Below are 19807 nucleotides of genomic sequence, written 5' to 3'. Positions count from 1 at the left end.
TGCCTTTAGAATAGGGCTTTCACGAAGGCGCATGCGGCCAAGAGCGAGGCGACCGTGCGTACATGGTTCCAGCCCATCCAGTCGGTGAGAAAGCTGGACCATAGCTGTGCCGCCTCTGCCGAATGGCCGTCAAGCCTGTCCAGAGCGTCGTTCAGCGGCACGTTGAACACTATCGTCGAAAGAAAGCTCGCGACGATATAGAGCGCCGCACCCGCCAGCATCATCATGCTGGTGCCGCCCCGCCAATAAAGAATGGCCATCACGGCGATGAAGATCGAGAGCGCTGCCGTCAGCAGGAACAGCACGATGAAGGGCGAGCGCACGATCGTGACGTTGATCGATTGCATCGCCGCAATCCCCTGATCAACGGGAAGACGGGCGAAGGCCTGCATGACGAAGGTCGAGAAGGCGAAGTAGACGCCGGCGAGAAGGCCGCTGCTGATCGCGGCGACGATAAGGGCGATAGTCGTGATCTGCATTTCAAGCTCCTCCAGCATAAAATGTGATAAACTCTCTCATTTGCGAAATGTGATAAACTCTCTTATATTGCTTGTCAACGGGCACAGGCAGGGAATGGTATGACGCACGAACCGATCGCGAGGCGTAGGCGCAGCAAGGACGAGGCGGGCACACCGCGACGCATACCCAGCCAGCAGCGCGGCCGTGAGCGGGTGGATCTGATCCTTTCGGTGGCATCCGATCTGATTGCGAAAAACGGGAGCGATGCGCTGCGCATGGGCGAGATCGTCGAAAAGGCGGGCGTTTCCTTCGGTTCGCTCTACCAATATTTCCCGGACAAGACGGCGATCATCCGCGTGCTGGCCGAGCGCTTCAATGAGCAGGGCCGGCAATGCGTCGAAGATGAGCTGGTGGCGATCAAGAGCCGCGACCAGCTCCAGTCGGCCCTTGGCCGCATCGTCGACGGCTACTACGCCATGTTTCTGGAGGAGCCAGTCATGCGCGACATCTGGCACGCCACGCACGCCGACAAGCTGCTTCAGCAGGTCGATGCCGAGGATATGGAGTGGCACTCGCAGGCATTTCTGACTGTCCTCGAGCGCCTTTGGCCGGAACATGACCAAGCTGAATTGGCCAGAACAGCCCGATTGACCATGCAGCTGGTCGCCGCTGCCGTCCGTTACGCGATCTCGATCGAAAGGGAGGAGGGGGATAAGGTTATCGCGTTATTCAAGGCCATGTTGCCTGCCGACCTCGGGCTCGCGCTGTAGCCTGCTCAGAGCCGCCCTTGCCCCGCAGCCGCAGCGATGCTTGCAAAACCTTCTATACGTCTGGAAACTCGGGCCGCTTGCTGCTATTGCCGCTGGAACATTAGCGCTCGCGAAGGAGTCCCCTGCATGACCCAGATGATATTCACCGATCGCACTGTCATGGCTGAGCTGATGGCCAGGATGCTTTGGGAGATCAAGGCAGTCCACTTCAATGCAGACAAGCCCTACAAGTTCGCGTCCGGCATGGCGAGCCCGGTCTATATCGATTGCCGCAAGCTGATCTCCTATCCGCGCATCCGCTCGACGGTCATGGATTTCGCCGCAAGCATCATCGTTCGCAATGTCGGCTTCGAGCAGTTCGATTGTGTTGCCGGCGGCGAGACGGCGGGCATTCCCTTCGCCGCCTTCCTGGCCGAGCGCCTGAACCTGCCGATGATCTACGTTCGTAAGCAGCCGAAGGGCCATGGCCGCAACGCCCAGATCGAAGGCGACATGAAGGAGGGCGCCCGCGTGCTCGTCATCGAGGATCTGACGACGGCCGGCGGCAGCATGTTCACTTTCATCGACGCGATCCGCGCAGCCGGCGGTATCGTCGATCATGGCATGGCGCTGTTCTATTACGGCATCTTCCCCGAGGCGGTCGAACGCTTTGCCAACCGGAAAGTCAGCCTGCAATACATCACGACCTGGCGCGAAGTGCTCGCCGTCGCCAAGGAGCAGAAGCTGTTCGACGACAAGACGCTCGAGGAAGTCGAGGCCTTTCTAAATGCGCCGCTCGCCTGGTCCGGTTGGAACGGCGGTATTTCGGAGCTGCCGACAAACTGACGCTTTGCTTTTGCATTGAATCTATCTAATCGATTTATGTAACTGGATAATACAGACGCGCTCTTTGGGAGGCCGGAATGATTTTGTGCTGTGGCGAGGCTTTGATCGACATGCTGCCGCGGGATACGACGCTGGGTGAAAAGGGCTTTGCCCCCTATGCCGGCGGCGCGATCTTCAACACTGCGATCGCGCTTGGGCGCCTCGGCATTCCCACAGGCTTCTTCACCGGCATTGCCGATGACATGATGGGCGAAATCCTGCGCGACACGCTCTCGGCCTCCAAGGTCGATTTCAGTTATTGCGCCATCACGCCGCGTCCGAGCACGATTGCCTTCGTCAAGCTCGTCAACGGTCAGGCAACCTATGCCTTCTACGACGAAGGCACGGCCGGCCGCATGATCACCGAGGCCGATCTTCCGACGCTCGGCGATGATTGCGAAGCTCTGCATTTCGGTGCGATCAGCCTGATCCCCGATCCCTGTGGCGCAACCTATGAGGCACTGATGAAGCGCGAACACCAGAGCCGGGTGATCTCGCTCGACCCGAACATCCGCCCGGGCTTCATCAAGGACAAGGCAGCCCATATGGGCCGCATCAGCCGGATGGCGGCCATGTCCGACATTCTCAAATTCTCCGATGAGGATCTGGAATGGTTCGGCATTGTTGGCAATCACGATGAGCTGGCCAACCATTGGCTGAACCAGGGCGCCAAGCTCGTCGTCGTCACCAAGGGTGCGGAAGGCGCAACCGGCTATACCAAGTCGCTGAAAGTCTCGGTGCCAAGCGAGCGCGTCACCGTCGTCGATACGGTGGGTGCCGGCGATACTTTCGATGCCGGCATTCTGGCATCGCTGAAAATGAACAACCTGCTGACCAAGGCGCAGGTGGCTTCGCTGAACGAGAAAGCCTTGCAGGATGCGCTGGCTCTGGGCGCCAAGGCTGCGGCAGTGACGGTATCGCGCGCCGGTGCCAATCCGCCCTGGGCAAGTGAGATCGGTCTTTGATCCAACCCTCCCCTTGAGGGGGAGGGTCGGCACGTAGTGCCGGGGTGGGGTGATCTTTCGGGCTAGATGGCAAGCTCAATCACCCCCACCCGCCGCTTTGCGGCCACCTCCCCCTCAAGAGGGAGGTAGATAATCAACTTACTTCGCGCGGCTTGCCAGCGCAGCCACAAGCCCTTGCGTCGAGGAATCGTGGCCGGCAGCGCTTTCCTTGCCTTCGATGACGGGCAGCAGGCCCGTTGCCAGTTCCTTGCCGAGCTCGACGCCCCACTGATCGAAGGAGTTGATGCGGAAGAGCACGCCCTCGACGAAGACGCGATGTTCGTAGAGTGCGATCAGTCGGCCGAGCGCAAAGGGCGTCAGTTTGTCATAGACGAAGGTGATCGACGGGCGGTTGCCGGTGAAGACGCGGTGCGGTGCGATGAAATCAGCCTTCTTGTCGTCCATGCCCTTGGAGGTGAGCTGAGCCTTGGCTTCCTCGAAGGTGCGGCCCTTCATCAGTGCTTCCGACTGCGCCAGGCAATTGGCCATTAGCAGGTCGTGCTGGTGGTGCAGCTCCGGCTCGAAGCCGTTGGCGGCGATCATGAATTCGGCCGGGATGATGCTCGTGCCCTGGTGGATGAGCTGATAGAAGGCGTGCTGGCCGTTGGTGCCGGGCTCGCCCCAGACGACCGGGCCGGAATTGCCCTCGACCGGCGTGCCGTCGATGGTGACGCCCTTGCCGTTCGATTCCATATCCAGCTGCTGCAGGTAGGCCGGGAAGCGCGACAGGCGCTGGTCATAGGGCAAGATCGCGCGCGTAGGATAGCCGAGCACGTTGCGGTGATAGAAGCCGATCAGACCAAGCAGCATCGGCAGGTTTTCCTTGAAGGGCGCCTGGCGGAAATGATTGTCCATGGCATGCGCGCCATCGAGGAACTTGCCGAAGTTTTCCGGGCCGATCGCGATCATCAGCGGCAGGCCGATCGCCGACCAGATCGAGTAGCGGCCGCCGACCCAATCCCAGAAGCCGAAGACGCGCTCGCTGTCGATGCCGAAGGCGGCAACCTTGTCGAGCGCTGTCGAAACGGCCGCGAAGTGATGCTGCACGGCGGCTTCGCCGAGCGCATCGGCGATGAACTTGCGCGCCGTCTGGGCATTGGTCATCGTCTCGATCGTCGTGAAGGTTTTCGAAGCGACGATGAAGAGCGTCGTTTCCGGCTTAACGAGCTTCAGGATATCGGCGATATGGGCGCCGTCGATATTGGAGATGAAGTGCGAGCGCGGACCATCGTGGAAGGGGGCGAGCGCCAGCGTTGCCATGACCGGGCCGAGATCGGAGCCGCCGATACCGATATTGATGACATCGGTGATCGCCTTGCCCGTCGAGCCATTCAGCGCGCCCGAGCGGATGCCGTCGGCAAACGTGCCCATGGCGGCGAGAACCGCATTGACGTCAGGCATGACGTCCTTGCCGTCGACCAGCACCGGCTTGTTCGAGCGGTTGCGCAGCGCGGTGTGCAGGACGGCGCGGTTTTCGGTGAAGTTGATGGCGACGCCGGAGAACATTTCCTCGCGCTTGGCGGCAACGCCGCCCTCGGCTGCGAGCTTCTCGAGCAGAGCGAGGATATCGTCGTTAACAGCCGTCTTGGAGTAATCCATCAGCAGGTCGTCGAACGAGGCGCTGAAGCGGGAAAAGCGTTTCGGATCGGCGGCGAAAGCGGCGCGAATATCCGTAGCCTTCGTTGCCGATGCGGTGCTCTTCAGTTGATCGACGAGGGCGTTCATGGGAGGCTCCTTGCGGTTCGCGCTGCTGGCCTTCAAAACCGGGCCAAGCGCTTTGAGTTTGGTCGCGAAAACTATTCCCTATGTAGGGCGTAAATCAAGTTCACCTATCACCCAAAACGAAAAAAGCCGCTCGTGAAAAAGCGCGAGCGGCTTCGTGAATGACATGGAATTATGTCAGCCGCGCAACTCCTTGCGCAGGATCTTGCCGACATTCGATTTCGGCAATTCGGTGCGGAATTCGATGAAGCGCGGGCGTTTGTAATTGGTTAGATTTTCAGCGCAATGAGCCTTGACGTCGGCCTCGGTCAAAGCCGGGTCCTTCCTGACGATGAAGAGCTTCACCGCCTCGCCGGAGTGCGGGTCGGGCACGCCGATTGCCGCGGCCTCGAGCACGCCCGGATGCATGACGGCGACTTCCTCGATCTCGTTCGGATAGACGTTGAAGCCCGAGACCAGGATCATGTCCTTCTTGCGATCCACGATCTTGGTGTAGCCCCGTTCGTCCATGAAGCCCATGTCGCCACTGCGGAAGAAGCCATCCGGTGTCATGACGCGTGCGGTCTCGGCCGGCTGCTTCCAATAACCGGCCATCACCTGGGGGCCGCGAATGCAGATCTCGCCGACTTCGCCGAGCGGCAGCGAATTGCCGTTCTCGTCGCGAATGTCGAAATCGGTTCCCGTGATCGGCAGGCCGATCGTGCCGGTAAATTCCGGGCTGTCGAAACGATTGGCGCTTGCGACCGGCGAGGTCTCTGAAAGGCCATAACCTTCGGTGATCCAGGCGCCCGTCATTTTCTGCCACCGTTCGGCGACTGGCCGCTGCACCGCCATGCCGCCGGCAAGCGTTGCGGTATTGGACAGGTCGAGCTTGGTAAACTCCGTATTGTTCATCAGCGCGTTGAACAGGGTGTTCAGGCCGGGGAACATGTCGAACTTGTATTTGCCGAGCTCTTTGATGAAGGCGGGTATGTCACGCGGATTGGCGATCAACACATTATGGCCGCCGAGCGACATGCCCATGAGAGAATTCACCGTCAGCGCGAAGATATGATAGAGCGGCAGGGCGCAGACGAAGGTCAGCTGCTCGGGGCGCGGCTTGTTGATATAGGCGGATTGCAGCCAGAGCAGCAACTGCAGCTGGTTGGCGAGCAGGTTTGAATGCGTGAGGATCGCGCCCTTGGCGACGCCGGTCGTGCCGCCGGTATATTGCAGGAAGGCAATGTCGCTGCCGGTCAGTTCCGATAGCTTCAGGGGCAGACGCGAGCCCTCGGCGATCACGCTCTTGAAACTGCGATGGCCGGGAATGGACCAGGCTGGGACGAGCTTCTTCACCTTACGGACGATCAGGTTGACGATGTGGCCCTTGACCCCCAGCATGTCGCCGAGCGCGGTCACGACGACATGGCGCACATCCGTATGGGCCAGAACCTGCTCAACCGTATGAGCGAAGTTTTCCAGAACGAAAATCGTCTTGGCGCCGCAATCACGCAACTGGTGTTCGAGTTCGCGCGGCGTATAGAGCGGGTTGACGTTGACGACGACAAGCCCGGCGCGAAGGATGCCGTAAACCGCGATCGGATTTTGCAGCACGTTCGGCATCATGACGGCAACGCGGTCGCCCTTCTGCAGGCCGAGGCTTTGCAGCCAAGCGGCAATCTTGCGTGTCTGCAAGTCGAGATCGCGATAGGTGATGGATTTGCCCATGCTGGTGAAGGCGGGTCTGTCGGCATAGCGCGAGCAGCTTTCCTCCAGCAGTTCGGCGAGCGATGCATGCTCCAGCGGCGGCAGCTCTGCCGGTACGATATCCGGATAGGAGGCAAGCCATATTTTCTTGACCTGCGGTCTATCCGAAGGAGCGGAGACTGAATTCATGCGCATTTCCTCCTCTACGCACCATCACCACGCCCCGCCGTCATATGCGGCGGCTATGCAGAGTGTCATTGGACGATCAAAAAGTCTCCCGCTTTTCACATCGCCGCAGTCTTTGCTCTCAACTAAATCATCGGAGCGCAACCGAAGCTACAATAACCTTGACGTAAACGTCAATGATCGTCTTACGCTCACGTTTTTTTACAATCCTGAAAAAAAGGACTGGAACTTTTATGACAACGGAGCGTTAATAGCGCCATGGGTCTAAACCCATCGGAGCATCGTGCTGCCTCAAAGAGCAGATCGGACGCTCCATAGTTTATGTGACGCGTATCCAAAAGGAGGTGCGCATATGCATAAAGAGAGTGCCGATTTTTCGGGTCGTGACCTTTACATCAAGGACATGTCGATGCTGGTCGCCTGCGACCGCGTTGAAGGGTCCAGGGTATTCGGCTCGGACGGCAAGCAGATTGGTCATATTGAACGCTTGATGATGGAAAAAAGTGATGGACGCATCGCTTTCGTCATTCTGAGCTTCGGCGGTTTCTTCGGCATCGGCCAGGAGCACTACCGGCTGCCTTGGGAGAAGCTGCGCTACGATGCCCGCATCGACGGCTATCGCGTCAGCATGACCAAGAACGACATCGAAAAGGCATGTCGTTTCGCCGCCAAGGACGATCACGATCATAAGAATCATGGCCACAAGAGCCACGATTATTTCGGCGTGCCGCCCTATTGGATGTGAGCGGGCTGGCGAAAGGCGCTACGGCAAGCCCCGCTTCCGCGGGGCTGTGCATTGTTTGGCCCTATTGAAACCGCCCATGTCTCTGCACGACCTCGATCTTATAGCCATCGGGGTCGGTGACGAAGAAGAGCAACGCAAAAAGCTTCCCATCACGATTAAGCTCGATGATCTTGCCGGGGTTGAGCCCGAGGTTGGTCATGCGCGCGTGCTCGTCCCTCAATTCCGCAACAGAGACCGCGAGGTGGCCGTAAGCATCCCCTTGCGCATAAGGCTCGATGCGGCCCTGGTTAACGGTCAATTCCAGTTCGAATCCGGTCTCGGCATTGCTGAGATAGACCAGGGTGAAGGTCTCGAAGGCAATGCGGTCGGCAACCTTCAGGCCGAAAGCCTTGTCGTAGAATTCGGTCGAGCGCGCCTCGTCCAGCACGCGGATCATCGAGTGAATCATCTTGGCCATCGGCGTCTCCATAAATCGTCAGGACATATCATTGCAGCCAATGCCATCGGCAGCCAGTGAAGGCAAGCATTGGGGAAACGCGCCATATCTCCGATCGAGCATAGATCCAGGGTTTCCCGATTGCGATTGGTCTGCTTAACTCCCGGCGCTCAAGTATAGGGCTCAAGGGGGAGAAACCATGTACTACGCCATTCTGGCCTATCACGAGGAAGACATCGTCGAATCCTGGGGCAAGGAGGAGGATGCCGCGCTCATGACGGATCTTCTGGAGATCAATGACCGCCTGGTCGCGCAGAAATCGCTGGGGCCGGCCGCGCGTCTCGGATCGACCCAAAACGCCGTCACCTTGCGGGGCAAGGGGGCTGGCATGATCATCGACGGGCCGTTCGCAGAAACCAAGGAACAGCTGCTCGGCTTCTACGTCGTCGATTTTCCGACCATTGAGGGGGCAGTCGAGGCAGCGCGCGAATTGCGTCGCGTCAATCCCACCGCCGTTTACGAAGTCAGACCGATTTCGCTCTACCTGCCCGGCGCATCCCTGCCGTCAGGCGAAGGCAGTTGACGGCAGGCTGTGATCGCCCTCAATCTCCATGGGGTTGGAGGCCGATCTTGCGTGTAACGGACCGCTCGATCATCTCCATACCGTCATAGATCAGCACCGCCATCAGGCCGACGATCAGGCCGCCTTGCAGGATGAAGGCGGTGTTGTCGTTGATCAGCCCGGCGATGATGACTTCACCCAGCCCCTTGGCGGCGACGGTCGAGCCGATCGTCGCCGTGCCGATATTGATGACGGTCGCGATCTTCAACCCCTCGATGATGAGCGGCAGGGCGAGTGGCAGCTCGACGCGGAAGAGGCGCTGCCAGCCGTTCATGCCCATGCCGTCGGCGGCATCGAGCACGGAGGCGGGCACCTGCTGCAGCCCGGCAACCGTGTTCTCGAAGATCGGTAGCAGCGCATAGAGAAACAGCGCGATGAATGTCGGCACAGCGCCGAAGCCGGTGGTCGAAATGGCAAGCGCCAGCACGGCAACCGGCGGAAAGGTCTGCCCGGCATTGGCGATCGCCCGCGACAACGGCAGGAAATCGGCGCCGATGGGTCGCGTGACGAAGATACCGCCGAGCACCGCCAGAATGCCGCTCGCGGCGATCGAGACAAGGATCAGCTCGAGATGGCTGAGCGCCAGGCTCGGCAGGCTGTTCTGCGTATAGATCGGCGACGCCCCGAATTTCGTCAGCGGCGCCAGCACAGGCGTCAGCCATTCCGGACGTAGCAGCATGACAAGCAGCAATGCCAGGGCCAGGACGCGAAAGAGATTGGCGGCGAGAAATCTCATGCTTTGCGGCCCAGCTCGATCAGATGCTGGATCGAGATCGAGCCGACGGGCATCTTGCGCTCGTCCTCAACCGCCGCCTCGTCCGCGCCTTGCCAAATCAATTCCGCCAATGCGTCGCGCAGATTGAGGCTCTGCGGCAGGCTGTAGCCGAGGCCCGCCCGCGGCGGCTGCATGCTTTCCTTCAGCGGCAGCAGCGACATCAGCTTCAAGGCGCGGTCGGACGTGCCGGTGAGCTGCTGCACGAAGGGGTCGGCGGGTTCCGTCAGGATCTTCTCGGGCTCTGAGCATTGCAAAAGCTTGCCGCCGCTCATGACCGCGATCTGGTCGCCGAGATGGAAGGCTTCGTCCATGTCATGGGTGACGAGGACGATGGTCGTGCCGAACTGCTTCTGGATCGCCAGAAGATCGTCTTGCGCTTTGCCGCGGATGACCGGGTCGAGCGCGCCGAAGGGCTCGTCCATCAAAAGCAGCTCCGGTTCCGCTGCAAGCGCGCGTGCGACGCCGACGCGCTGCTGCTGGCCACCAGAAAGCTGGCTCGGATATTTGCCCGCAAAGGTGCCGGGGTCGAGATGGAAGAGGTTGAGAAGCTCTTCGACACGACCATCGATGCGCGTCTTCTCCCAGCCGAGCAGCTCGGGGACGGTGGCGATATTCTGCGCGACGGTGCGATGCGGAAAAAGCCCGTGCCCCTGGATGGCATAGCCGATGCGGCGGCGAAGCTCGGTCGCCGGCACATTCATGATATCCTCGCCGGCAACGGAGATGTGGCCGGCCGATATCGGCACCAGCCGGTTGATCATGCGCATCAGCGTCGATTTGCCGGAGCCGGAGGTGCCGACGATGACGGTGATCGTGCCCTTTTCCATGCTCATGCTGACGTTGTCGACCACGGTGGCGTTGCCATAACGCTTGGTGACGCCCTTGAGCTCGATCATGTTGGTCATGCGCGTTGTCCCCGGATGCTGTCGATGACCGCATCGAGGATGACGGCCGATGAGAAGGCGAGAAAGACGGTCGGCACGGCGCCGAGCAGCACGAGGTCATTGGCCGTCTGGCCGATACCCTGGAAGATGAAGAGGCCGAAGCCGCCACCGCCGATCAGGGCTGCGACGGTCACCAGCCCGATCGCCTGTACCAGCACGATCCGGATGCCGGTGAGGATGACCGGAAAGGCGAGCGGCAGGTCGATACCGGTCAGGATCTGCCGGCGCGTCAGCCCCATGCCGGCGGCGGAATCACGCACGGAAGGGTCGACGCCGGCAAGGCCGACGACGGTATTGGCGACGATCGGCAGCAGCGAATAGATGACGAGTGCCACCAGCGCCGGCGCCACGCCGATGCCCTTGACACCAATTGCCGCGGCGAAAGGCACGTTGGCGGCGATATAGCCTAGTGGCAGCATAAGAATGCCGAAGAGGGCAAGGCTGGGGATGGTCTGCACCAGGCTCAGCGCCCGCAGCACGACGGCGCGGATGCCAGGTTGCCAATAGCAAAAGATGCCGAGCGGCAGCGCCAGCACGATGGCAATGGCGACCGAGCCCAGAGACAGGAACACATGGTTGAGCGCCTCATGCCAGAATTTGTCGGCATTATTGGCATATTCCTTCATGATCGAGAGATTGTTGAGCAGGCCGGAGCGCAGGACGACGGCAAGCAGCGCGGCGTAAACAGCCAGTGCCGCGACCCGCAGCCAGGGCGTCAGCCGGAGCTTCACCAGAGCATCCGAAATCATCAATCCCACCACTGCCAGCAGCACCCAGAAGGAGCCGCCGGGCGTAATGCGCGCCACCGTGCTGCTGGCCGGCGTCGCGGCCGTTGAGACCAATCCAAGGGTCAATATCAGCATGGCGATCGCGAGTGTTACTATCCCGAGGCGAATAAGCTGGTTGCGCAGGAAAAGCGCGGCTAGCGCGGCCGCGCCCAGAAGGACGAGCAGGCATAGCGCGGACGGCTGGGCAAGAAGCTGCGTCAGCAGTTGCGGCTTGCCGGCGGCGATGCGGTTTGCCTTGACGATGATGAACGGCATCCAGGCCGTTGCCAGCGCGCCGCCGGCCACCAATACCACTCCGAGGCGGTCCACTCTGCGGGCCGCTAGCGCATCTTCCATCAGGCAAGCTCCGTCAGCGCATGAGCCTAAAATTCAAGGCGGGTTCGGACAAGATCATGCCCATTCGAATGTCCGCGGCTCCACTCTATCAAAATGGAGCCGCCGGAGCGGATGATTTTAGGTCTGTTGGACCTAAAATCTGAATCCACTCCGGAACCAGAGGAGTAGAGCATGATGTCGTCCGAAAACCGTTTACACTTTTCGGCATCATGCTCGAGAGCAGCGTCAATGCCTTACTTCAGGAAGCCATTGTCCTTGAGGTAGGATTCGGCAACAGCCTTAGCCGGCTCGCCATCGACCTGGATACGGCCGTTCAGCTTGCGCAGCACATCGGCGGTCAGGCCCTTGAAGATCGGCGCCAGAACCTCTTCGATCTTCGGATTGGCCTTCAACACGGCCTCGCGGATGATCGGCGTCGGTGCATAGACCGGCTGCACGCTCTTGTCGTCTTCGAGAACGGTCAGTTCCGCCGCTTCGATGGCGCCGTCGGTGCCGTAGACCATCGCCGTGTTGACGCCGTTGGTCTGGTCGGCCGCAGCCTTGATCGTCGCGGCTGTGTCACCGCCCGAAAGCACGACTTCCTGATCCGGCTTCAGCTTGAAGCTGTAGGTGGTCTCGAAGGCCGGCAGGGCTGCCGGAGAATTGACGAATTCGGAAGAGGCCGCGATCTTGATCGAGCCGCCGCCGGCAACCCACTTGCCGAAGTCCGACATGGTTTTCAGTTTTGCCGGACCGGCGACATCGTTGCGCACGGCGATCGCCCAGGTGTTGTTGGCCGGCGAGGGCGTCAGCCAGACGATCTTGTTGGCGTCGTAATCCAGCTTCTTGGCGAGATCGTAGCCCTGCTGCAGGTTCTTCCAGGCCGCATCGTCGGCCTTGTTGAAGAAGAAGCCGGCATTGCCGGTATATTCGGCATAGATGTCGATTTCGCCCGCGGTAATCGCCTTGCGCACGACCGGCGTCGTGCCGAGAGCGATGCGATCCTGCGCCTTGATGCCGTTGGCATTGAGTGCTGCGAGGATGATGTTGCCGAGCAGCGTGCCTTCGGTATCGATCTTGGAGGAGACGACGACGTCGGCAGCGCTGGCGCCACTGGCAAGGAGAGCCGTCAGCGTGGCGGCAAGTGCAAGCTTCTTGAACATGATGTTTCCCTTTGTACCCCGTTAAATCGTTCTTCTGCTTGCCCGCGCCGCCTTGAAGGGCCGCAGTCCGGACAGGCAGGCTTGGAGCGGACCGGCGGCCCCCAAGCGAATTTGTGGCTGCTTCAGGCAGTTAGCGCTCATCGCGGAAAAGTCGATGCGCTCCGAATACCCGTTGCAGTCGCGCGATTATGACGAGCGTACTCGACATCCGCGCGAAATTGGATTTCTTTTTTCGGGGGCAAGTGCGTTTGTTTTTGTTCCCCTTACCCGTTTGGCGCTGTTCCGATCTCATTTTACGGCTGGATCGGTAGGCGGCAAGAAACGATAGCCGCCGCTTTTCGGCTTAGGGATATCTTTTTTCGAGAACACGTCATATCGTCGGGATATCGTTGATATTGCTGCGGTCGAGCCAGGATGCGCGCCGCGGCTGAGGGGGCTGATTTGTATCTCGGCGCATTGTTCATAGCCGACATGGTGTTCTCCATCGGCTCGGTGAGGGAGACCGCACGCAGGCTCTCCTTCTCGGCCTCGACCGTCTCCAGTGCTCTGCGCCGGCTCGAAACGGAGCTTGCCATGAAGCTTGTCGAGCGTGCCTCCGGCGAGCTTGCGACCCTTCTGGCGAGCTCGAAGGTCCAGAAAGGCCTGCAGCCCATTCTCAGCTGTATCCGCCAACTCTCCGCTCTGGTGAAGGAGCCGCCAGCGCCAGGGGACTATGACCAATGGGCCGCGCGCCTGCCGCTGAAGATCGCAACCATCGAACGTTTCCTCGAGGTCGCTGATCAGGGCAGCATCAATCGCGCTGCCCGCCGCCTGCGTCTTGGCCAGCCGCAGCTCTCCCTGCAGATCGCAAATCTGGAGGAATTGTTCGGCTGCCGCCTGTTCGCCCGGCAGGCGCAGGGCTCGGTGCTGACGGAGGCCGGCCAGGAAGTTCACGCCATTCTCGCCGCGATCGCACAGGCCTGGGACGAGATGAAAGCGGCGGCGGACGAGCGCTTTCAGCGCACTGCGCGGGCGGTCCGCATCGGCTCGATTATTCCCACAGGCTCGGAAAGCTGGGTGGCGCGCTCGCTCGCGAGCCTGGTATCGCGCTGGAACATCGGCGGCAACAGCAACATGCTGTCGCTGCTGCTGATGACGGCCGACGATTTGCGCGAGGCGCTCCGGTCCGGCCGCATCGATGTCGCCATCGTTGATTCCGTCTTCGGCCTCGACGCCTTCGAACATGTGGAACTAGTCGCCACGGACATGGTAGCGATCGCCCCGCCCGATAGCACGGAGCAGACGTTTGCCGCGCTCGTCGAAAACCATCCGCTCTGCGTGCCGAGCCCCCGGACCGGCATCGGCAATGCCGCGACGGCCTTCGGCTATGACAGCCGCGATCGCCGCCGGTTTCGCGGCCGCGATATCACCTCGGCCGATTCCCTGCCCGTCATCGTCGATCTCGTCGCCAATCATGGCTATGTGTCGTTTCTCGGCCGCGTCAGCGCGCTTCCGATCGCCGACAAGGTTCGCATCGTCGAGCCCGATGAGATCTTGCCGCTGTCCTATCATCTCGCCCATAACGGTCGTAAAGCCTCGATGGAAGCTTGCCGGCTGATCCAGCAGGCGGTTCGCGAATTGGTTGGAGAGATGGGTACGACACGAAAGCGCTCGTCATCCCCCGGGTAGCGGAACAAATGCGGCATCTTCGCGTTTAGGTCGGTTAGGTTAGTCCGGGCGTACGCAGCCGGGGGGCGCGTTCGGCACCCAAGGAGAGACCATACATGAAAATTCTTGCAACGGCGCTCGTCGCATTAGGCGTTATTGTTTTACCTGCTACCTATGCCGAGGCGCGTGATCATCACCATCACCGCTGGCATCAACATCATCATCGCGACTATCGCCCTCATCATCATGGCTGGCATCGCCATGAAGGGTGGCGGCATGGAGATCGCCATCATCGCTGGCACAGCAAGCCGCATTTCTCGCATGCCTGACGGCAGCTGATTGGCATGAAAACGGCGCCTTCGGGCGCCGTTTTTGCGACTACCCATCTAGCGCGTCCTCCTCCTTCCGTCCTGACGATACCGATTGAAACCCATCAGACGAGAAGTGCGCGATCGCGCTTAGGCGGACCTATGGCGATGTCGCGAAAACGCCTGCTCTCCAAGGGATAGCGGAACTTTCGAAGGCGCTATTGCGTTTATTATATCGTCCGGAGGACGCGAGTAATACGAGTAGCGTTTACGTCCGGCATTCAAGGAGGCTGGAAATGAAAATTCTGGCAACAGCGCTGATTGCGCTAGGTATGGTCGTGTTGCCGGCAACCTATGCCGAGGCGCGTCCTCACCATCATCATGGACACCACCATCGGATGATCGTCCATAGGCACTATCATCATCACTATTATTACCGCCATCACTACTATCGCCCATATTACGGCTATTACGCGCCGTATTATGGCTATGACCGACCCTATTACAGCTATGACCAGCCCTACTATCCCTTGGGGGTATTCGGCGTTTTCGGTGGCTATGGCGGCTATCGCCATCACCATGGTTGGTATGGCGGGCGCGGATACCATCATGGCTGGTATGCCGGCGGCCATCGCGGATGGCATGGCGGCGGCGGCCACTGGCGCTATTACAGCCAGCCGCATTTTTCGCACAACTGAGGGCCTGTCCGATGGCAGAACGGCGCCTTTCGGCGCCGTCTGAGGATGAGTTTACGAGCTGTCCGACAGCATTGGGTCATGCCGGATTCAGCACGTGAACGGCGCGATCGGCCATCAGATGCCTCACCTTCTCGCCATAGGCAGCCATATGCGCGGAAGCGGCATGCGCCGTCAGCGCGGCTAGGCTTTCCCATTTCTCGACCACGACGAACGTATCAGGCCCAAAGGCAGGATCGGCCCCTTCGACATCCACGACGGCGGTATATTCGATGCAGCCGTCTTCAGCATGGACGGCCGGAACATTCGCCTGAAATGCTTCGAGCACCTCGGCGCGCTTGCCCGGGTGGGCGGTGAGGATGGCGAGTACGTGAATCATGGAAATGTCCTTGAAACGATATTCAATACGGATGGGGAATAGCGGATGCCACCGGATGTGTGGCCGGTTTCAACCATTACCACGGAACGGGACCGTTCGAACGCCAAACTTCAATTTTTATCGCGCATGGGATTCTTGCTGGATCGCGGCGTTCACATCCGGTTGATGTATTTCGGATCGAGCGATCCGCTCAGCAGATGGCTGACCGCGAGGAGATTGCCCTGCAGGCGACCGCGCCGGTCGATATAGGGCGGTGGGCTGACGGAGCCGACGACATTCGAGGCGATATTGCCGCCCATCAGCTTCAGCGCCCATTTCAGCGATACCGAGCGCTTCTTGACGAGATAGAGCGGATTGGCGACCTGGGAGTACCCAAGGCGCAGGCCCGATGTGCGGCCGGTCTTGACGCCGAGATGGACGCCCCGCAGGCGATTGAACTTGACGATCTTGCCGAAAGGACGCAGCCGCCGGCACAGATCCACATCCTCCTGCCAGCCGTAGAGCGGCAGATCCTCGTCGAAATAGATGCCATTTGCGAGCATCTGCTTCCGGCGAAAAATCATGTTGCAGCCATAGGCGTTGTGCGTGTCCTCGATCGTTGGCACCGGAAAGGGCGTGGCATCGGCTGCGAGCGCCGCATCCGCTTCGTCCGCCGTCAGGCCCGGTCCAAGGATACCGTCACGAACGACTTCGCCGGTCGCCACAACGATCTCTTCATCCGCCTCAAATAGGGCTTCCGTTTCGGAGAGATAGTTCGTTGCCGGGAAGAAATCGTCATCGAAGAAGACAACCACATCTATGCCGACGGCTGCATCGATGATGGCATTGCGCTGCGGGCAGCTTCCCTGCGGTGAAGAGACGATTGTCACGGGGAAGGGTGCGGAACGTAAGTGCTCCGTATCGATGTCATCGCCCTTGGCCGGACACAGGAAGAGATGATCCGGCTTGCGCGCTTGCTTTGCCAATCTATCGATCATCGCGGCGAGAATCGCCTTGCGACCGCATGTCGGCACGCCAACGGCAATTTTCATGAACATCCTCCAGAATATGATCCCCAGGTGCACGGAACCACCAAAAGCTGAATCTTTGGTTGTGCCAATCGCACGCATTCAACGGATTGCGCGCAAAAGCTGCTTCGTTGTCGGCGGCTGGCTCATTTACAGCCGTCGATAGAGCGTCTCGAAAGAGCCGGCCGTCTCGCCGGCCGGCATTTGTGATCGGCTCGAATGCCTGACGCAAGCCATGAATGCCAAGACTTGCAGCATCCACGGTCCAGAAACAGGTCGTCTATGCGATCTGCCCTTCAGCCGATATCGAAGGTATCCGCCGCCAAATGCAAACGCGCGACTCGAGATTTCAGTACAAGAGCGGCATGCCGCATACGCAGCTCGGCCTGCATCACATGGAAAATGCCCGGCTGCTGCCCGATCGCGGCGAGCTTCTGCACCGCCTGCCGCATGGCGGCGTCTGTGCCGAGATCGGTGCGGCCTTCGGCGATTTCACCGCCGAGATCTTTGAAAAGAATGCGCCGCGGGAGCTTTACCTGATCGACGCGTGGGATACGCCCCGCTATCAGGAGGGCCTGGAGCAGATCAGGTCAAAATTCCGGGGCGCATTGGATCAAGGCCGCCTGCGCATCGTCCAGGGCTATTCCACCGTGCGGCTTTCGGAATTTCCCAATAGCTTTTTCGATTGGGTCTATGTCGACACCAATCACAGCTACGAGACGACCCTGGAGGAGCTGCAGATCAGCCACTTCAAGGTCAAGCAGGACGGCCGCATCGCCGGCCACGACTTCTGCACCGGCAATGTCGTTGATGCCATTCCATATGGCGTGGTCGAAGCCTGCACCAAGTTCTGCAAGGATTTCCATTGGCAGTTCGAATACATGACCCTGGAATCCCACGGGCATTTTTCGTTCTCGCTGAAGCGGCTCTGAAGCATGCCCCGCAAAAGCGCGGTGCGGTTTTGCGACAACATAACATGCGCAAAATCAAAGACCTGAAGCGCGAAAAGCGATTCTGAAAGATCGCACTGCGCTTTAGGCGTCATGGCCTGCCAGCAGGCGCCCGTCGCTGATACGAGGTCGATAAGGCCACTGCCGTTCAGCGCCTGACGCCAGATGATTGACGCGGCAGACTTATTGGCGAGGAGCTTCCCACCAGGATTTTGAATACCGGCCGATCACGGGCCGACTCAGGTTCAATCCTCGAAGATGAAGATATCGCCTTCCTGCAAAGCCGCGATGAAGGCCTCCCTGGCCTTCTCCGCCTCAAGCGAGCCCTCATGCGCGTCCGCTAACGCTTTTCGGGCGGTCTTGTAGGCTTGCCCATCCTCGAGCGTCGGCCACTCCTTCGCCATGTATTCCAGGGCGCGTTCCGCATTCGATATCACCAGCCGGTCGCCCGTCTTGCGGGTCTCGACGATTACGGGTTTGCTCCACCATTGGGCCATGAAGTTTCTCCTTCCGCGGTCAACGTGCCGTTGGCTGGAATGTTCCAGGAGGCCTGCCGGTCGAATCCGCAGCGTCACGACAGCAAGGGAACTCCCGCTTCGGCCGCCGCGGCAATGAAGGCGACGCGCGCTTCTTCCGGTGCTCGCCTGCCGCGTTGGACGTCGATGCAGATGAGCAATGCAGACAGAAAGCAGTCGCCTTCCTCCGAAGGCCAGTCATCGAGAAGCGTCTTCCAGACTTCGTCGGCCGTGCCTACGGATTTCACTTCACCGGAATCGTTGCGAATGACGCGGATTGGAGAGAAGTGCGGCACGATGTTCATGGTAGCAGACTCCGTCAAAGCAGAGGCTGTTTTGGGCCTTTTGCCATGGGCGTGCATTTAACTTTCTTAATCTGCCGACCGCTTCGAGGCATATGTGATCAATCGTCGCCCGCACGCCTGCGCTATCAGCAAAATCGCGCCCGAGTGCATGACTGGCCGATCACGCGAAGATCGGTACTTCTCGCGACAAATTTGGTCGACGGCGCGGGCGAATCGACAGAAGACTGGTAGCGCCTGAAATGGAACTGAGGATATTGGGGATAGACAGGACAAATGGTGCCGCTTACGTGACTCGAACACGTGACCCCATCATTACGAATGATGTGCTCTACCGACTGAGCTAAAGCGGCATTCTCCGGAGCATTCGGTTCGGCCCCGCGATTTGCATGGCGCTGATACAGTCTATGTGGCCAGATTTCAAGCGCTCAAATTGCCATTTGGCAAAAAAGCGGGATGCTTGTGAAAAAGTACCGCATTTCGCGCACGATCAAAGTGCCAGCCGGGCGCGTGCCTGCCGGTATTCTTCTTCCAGCCGGTCAACGAGGGTGGATACCGGCTGGATGGATTTGACGGCGCCGATGCCCTGGCCGGAACCCCAGATATCCTTCCAGGCCTTCACGCCGGTGGTGGCGGCCTCGAAATCCATCTTGGAAGGATCGGCCTCGGGCAAGTTGTCCGGGTCGAGGCCGGCGGCACGGATCGAGGGCTTCAGGTAATTCCCAAGGACGCCGGTGAAATAGTTGGAGTAGACAATATCGGCGGCGGTTCCCTCGACGATCGCCTGCTTGTAGGCGTCCACGGCGCGCGCCTCCTCCGTGGCGATAAAGGGCGAGCCGATATAGGCAAGATCGGCGCCGGCCGCCTGGGCGGCCAGGATGGCGCCGCCGGTGGCGATGGCGCCGGCCAGGAGCAGCGGCCCGTCGAACCATTCGCGGATTTCCTGCACCAGCGCGAAGGGGGAAAGCTGGCCGGCATGGCCGCCGGCACCGGCAGCGACGGCAATCAGCCCGTCCGCACCCTTGCGGATCGCCGAATTGGCATGCCGGTTGTTGATGATATCGTGCAGCACGATACCGCCATAGGAATGCACGGCCGCATTCACCTCGGGCACGGCGCCGAGCGAGGAAATGACGATCGGCACCTTGTATTTCACGCAGAGCATCAGATCGTGTTCCAGGCGCTTGTTCGACGTATGGACGATCTGGTTGACCGCAAATGGAGCTGCAGGACGATCCGGATTTGCGGCATTGTGTGCGGCAAGGTCCTCCGTGATCATGGCAAGCCATTCGTCGAGCTGGCTTTCCGGGCGCGCGTTCAACGCGGGAAACGAGCCGACGACGCCGGCCTTGCATTGGGCCAGCGTCAGGGCGGGGTGGGAGATGATGAAAAGCGGCGAAGCCACGACCGGCAGGCGCAGACGCTCGGTCAGGATGGAGGGGAGGGCCATGAACATCATCCCTTTTGACGTTTACGAAAACGTCAAAAGGGATAGCAGATGTCTATCGAGAGGGGAAGATGGCAG

At 60.0% G+C, this 19807-nt stretch carries 22 protein-coding genes and 1 tRNA gene; 9 read left to right on the top strand and 14 right to left on the bottom strand.

The window, feature by feature from the left end; genetic code table 11:
- Positions 1-5 precede the first annotated feature (5 nt).
- The gene (locus AC13RM_RS26560) at positions 6-479 is read right to left on the bottom strand and encodes an anthrone oxygenase family protein (protein WP_113233772.1); all 474 of its coding nucleotides are present in this window, start codon (positions 477-479) and stop codon (positions 6-8) included.
- Positions 480-578: 99 nt separating this feature from the next.
- Here AC13RM_RS26560 and AC13RM_RS26555 point away from each other — a divergent pair, with 99 nt between their 5' ends.
- The 3 genes from AC13RM_RS26555 to AC13RM_RS26545 all read left to right on the top strand — a co-directional run bounded on the left by AC13RM_RS26555 (position 579) and on the right by AC13RM_RS26545 (position 3058).
- Positions 579-1229 (top strand): TetR/AcrR family transcriptional regulator, encoded by a 651-nt coding sequence (locus AC13RM_RS26555; protein ID WP_374824805.1) that lies wholly within the window; start codon positions 579-581, stop codon positions 1227-1229.
- A 126-nt stretch (positions 1230-1355) separates the two neighbouring features.
- Positions 1356-2054, top strand: a complete 699-nt coding sequence (locus AC13RM_RS26550) for an orotate phosphoribosyltransferase (RefSeq protein ID WP_113233767.1) — start codon at positions 1356-1358, stop codon at positions 2052-2054.
- Positions 2055-2131: 77 nt separating this feature from the next.
- Positions 2132-3058: a carbohydrate kinase family protein gene (locus AC13RM_RS26545; protein WP_374824801.1), complete on the top strand. Its 927-nt coding sequence runs from the start codon at positions 2132-2134 to the stop codon at positions 3056-3058.
- A gap of 138 nt (positions 3059-3196) precedes the next feature.
- On the opposite strand, the gene pgi is transcribed toward AC13RM_RS26545, so the two are convergent.
- Both pgi and AC13RM_RS26535 read right to left on the bottom strand, forming a co-directional pair.
- Positions 3197-4822, bottom strand: coding sequence for a glucose-6-phosphate isomerase (gene pgi / locus AC13RM_RS26540; RefSeq protein WP_374824798.1), 1626 nt, complete (start codon positions 4820-4822; stop codon positions 3197-3199).
- Positions 4823-4996: 174 nt separating this feature from the next.
- Entirely contained in the window at positions 4997-6694 is a 1698-nt protein-coding gene (locus tag AC13RM_RS26535) for a long-chain fatty acid--CoA ligase (RefSeq protein ID WP_374824795.1), read from the bottom strand.
- Between the two features lie 349 nt (positions 6695-7043).
- On the opposite strand from AC13RM_RS26535, the gene AC13RM_RS26530 reads away from it, so the two are divergent.
- Positions 7044-7436, top strand: coding sequence for a PRC-barrel domain-containing protein (locus AC13RM_RS26530; protein ID WP_285175428.1), 393 nt, complete (start codon positions 7044-7046; stop codon positions 7434-7436).
- A gap of 61 nt (positions 7437-7497) precedes the next feature.
- Here the strand turns inward: AC13RM_RS26530 and AC13RM_RS26525 are convergent, their stop codons facing one another.
- Positions 7498-7893, bottom strand: a complete 396-nt coding sequence (locus tag AC13RM_RS26525; protein ID WP_440479780.1) for a VOC family protein — start codon at positions 7891-7893, stop codon at positions 7498-7500.
- A 178-nt stretch (positions 7894-8071) separates the two neighbouring features.
- Here AC13RM_RS26525 and AC13RM_RS26520 point away from each other — a divergent pair, with 178 nt between their 5' ends.
- The gene (locus AC13RM_RS26520) at positions 8072-8455 is read left to right on the top strand and encodes a YciI family protein (protein ID WP_113229398.1); all 384 of its coding nucleotides are present in this window, start codon (positions 8072-8074) and stop codon (positions 8453-8455) included.
- A 19-nt stretch (positions 8456-8474) separates the two neighbouring features.
- Here AC13RM_RS26520 and AC13RM_RS26515 read toward each other — a convergent pair whose 3' ends face one another.
- The 4 genes from AC13RM_RS26515 to osmF all read right to left on the bottom strand — a co-directional run bounded on the left by AC13RM_RS26515 (position 8475) and on the right by osmF (position 12479).
- On the bottom strand, positions 8475-9230 hold the full coding sequence (locus AC13RM_RS26515) for an ABC transporter permease (RefSeq protein WP_440479779.1): 756 nt from the start codon (positions 9228-9230) through the stop codon (positions 8475-8477).
- On the bottom strand, positions 9227-10165 hold the full coding sequence (locus AC13RM_RS26510; protein WP_488555856.1) for an ABC transporter ATP-binding protein: 939 nt from the start codon (positions 10163-10165) through the stop codon (positions 9227-9229). The genes AC13RM_RS26515 and AC13RM_RS26510 overlap by 4 nt, the downstream gene beginning before the upstream one ends.
- 5 nt (positions 10166-10170) lie before the next feature.
- A complete protein-coding gene (locus tag AC13RM_RS26505; protein ID WP_440479778.1) occupies positions 10171-11337 on the bottom strand; it encodes an ABC transporter permease in 1167 nt (388 codons plus the stop codon).
- 233 nt (positions 11338-11570) lie between these two features.
- The gene (osmF, locus tag AC13RM_RS26500; RefSeq protein WP_113229394.1) at positions 11571-12479 is read right to left on the bottom strand and encodes a glycine betaine ABC transporter substrate-binding protein OsmF; all 909 of its coding nucleotides are present in this window, start codon (positions 12477-12479) and stop codon (positions 11571-11573) included.
- Between the two features lie 441 nt (positions 12480-12920).
- Between osmF and AC13RM_RS26495 the strand changes: the two genes are divergently transcribed.
- From AC13RM_RS26495 to AC13RM_RS26485, 3 genes are all read left to right on the top strand, one after another.
- On the top strand, positions 12921-14147 hold the full coding sequence (locus tag AC13RM_RS26495) for a LysR family transcriptional regulator (protein ID WP_113229415.1): 1227 nt from the start codon (positions 12921-12923) through the stop codon (positions 14145-14147).
- 165 nt (positions 14148-14312) lie between these two features.
- On the top strand, positions 14313-14465 hold the full coding sequence (locus AC13RM_RS26490; protein WP_162738095.1) for a hypothetical protein: 153 nt from the start codon (positions 14313-14315) through the stop codon (positions 14463-14465).
- A 265-nt stretch (positions 14466-14730) separates the two neighbouring features.
- Complete coding sequence (locus AC13RM_RS26485; RefSeq protein ID WP_113229393.1) at positions 14731-15132, top strand: hypothetical protein; 402 nt, start codon at positions 14731-14733, stop codon at positions 15130-15132.
- Positions 15133-15208: 76 nt separating this feature from the next.
- On the opposite strand, the gene AC13RM_RS26480 is transcribed toward AC13RM_RS26485, so the two are convergent.
- Both AC13RM_RS26480 and AC13RM_RS26475 read right to left on the bottom strand, forming a co-directional pair.
- The gene (locus AC13RM_RS26480; protein WP_113229392.1) at positions 15209-15508 is read right to left on the bottom strand and encodes a putative quinol monooxygenase; all 300 of its coding nucleotides are present in this window, start codon (positions 15506-15508) and stop codon (positions 15209-15211) included.
- A gap of 152 nt (positions 15509-15660) precedes the next feature.
- Complete coding sequence (locus tag AC13RM_RS26475; RefSeq protein ID WP_113229391.1) at positions 15661-16539, bottom strand: glycosyltransferase family 2 protein; 879 nt, start codon at positions 16537-16539, stop codon at positions 15661-15663.
- 302 nt (positions 16540-16841) lie between these two features.
- Between AC13RM_RS26475 and AC13RM_RS26470 the strand changes: the two genes are divergently transcribed.
- Positions 16842-17447 carry a class I SAM-dependent methyltransferase gene (locus AC13RM_RS26470; protein WP_069611385.1) on the top strand — a complete coding sequence of 202 codons (606 nt, stop codon included), beginning with the start codon at positions 16842-16844 and terminating at the stop codon, positions 17445-17447.
- Positions 17448-17710: 263 nt separating this feature from the next.
- On the opposite strand, the gene AC13RM_RS26465 is transcribed toward AC13RM_RS26470, so the two are convergent.
- The 4 genes from AC13RM_RS26465 to AC13RM_RS26450 form a co-directional block, all read right to left on the bottom strand.
- On the bottom strand, positions 17711-17962 hold the full coding sequence (locus AC13RM_RS26465; RefSeq protein WP_113229390.1) for a DUF982 domain-containing protein: 252 nt from the start codon (positions 17960-17962) through the stop codon (positions 17711-17713).
- Between the two features lie 74 nt (positions 17963-18036).
- Positions 18037-18285, bottom strand: a complete 249-nt coding sequence (locus AC13RM_RS26460; protein WP_113229389.1) for a DUF982 domain-containing protein — start codon at positions 18283-18285, stop codon at positions 18037-18039.
- A gap of 274 nt (positions 18286-18559) precedes the next feature.
- Positions 18560-18635: transfer RNA gene (locus AC13RM_RS26455), tRNA-Thr, on the bottom strand.
- A gap of 137 nt (positions 18636-18772) precedes the next feature.
- Positions 18773-19732 carry an NAD(P)H-dependent flavin oxidoreductase gene (locus AC13RM_RS26450; protein ID WP_113229414.1) on the bottom strand — a complete coding sequence of 320 codons (960 nt, stop codon included), beginning with the start codon at positions 19730-19732 and terminating at the stop codon, positions 18773-18775.
- Positions 19733-19807 lie beyond the last annotated feature (75 nt).

This window comes from Martinezella sp. CNPSo 3732, assembly GCF_057784515.1.
The sequence above is the reverse complement of the archived record's forward strand: the minus strand, read 5'-3'. Positions and strand labels throughout refer to the sequence as shown.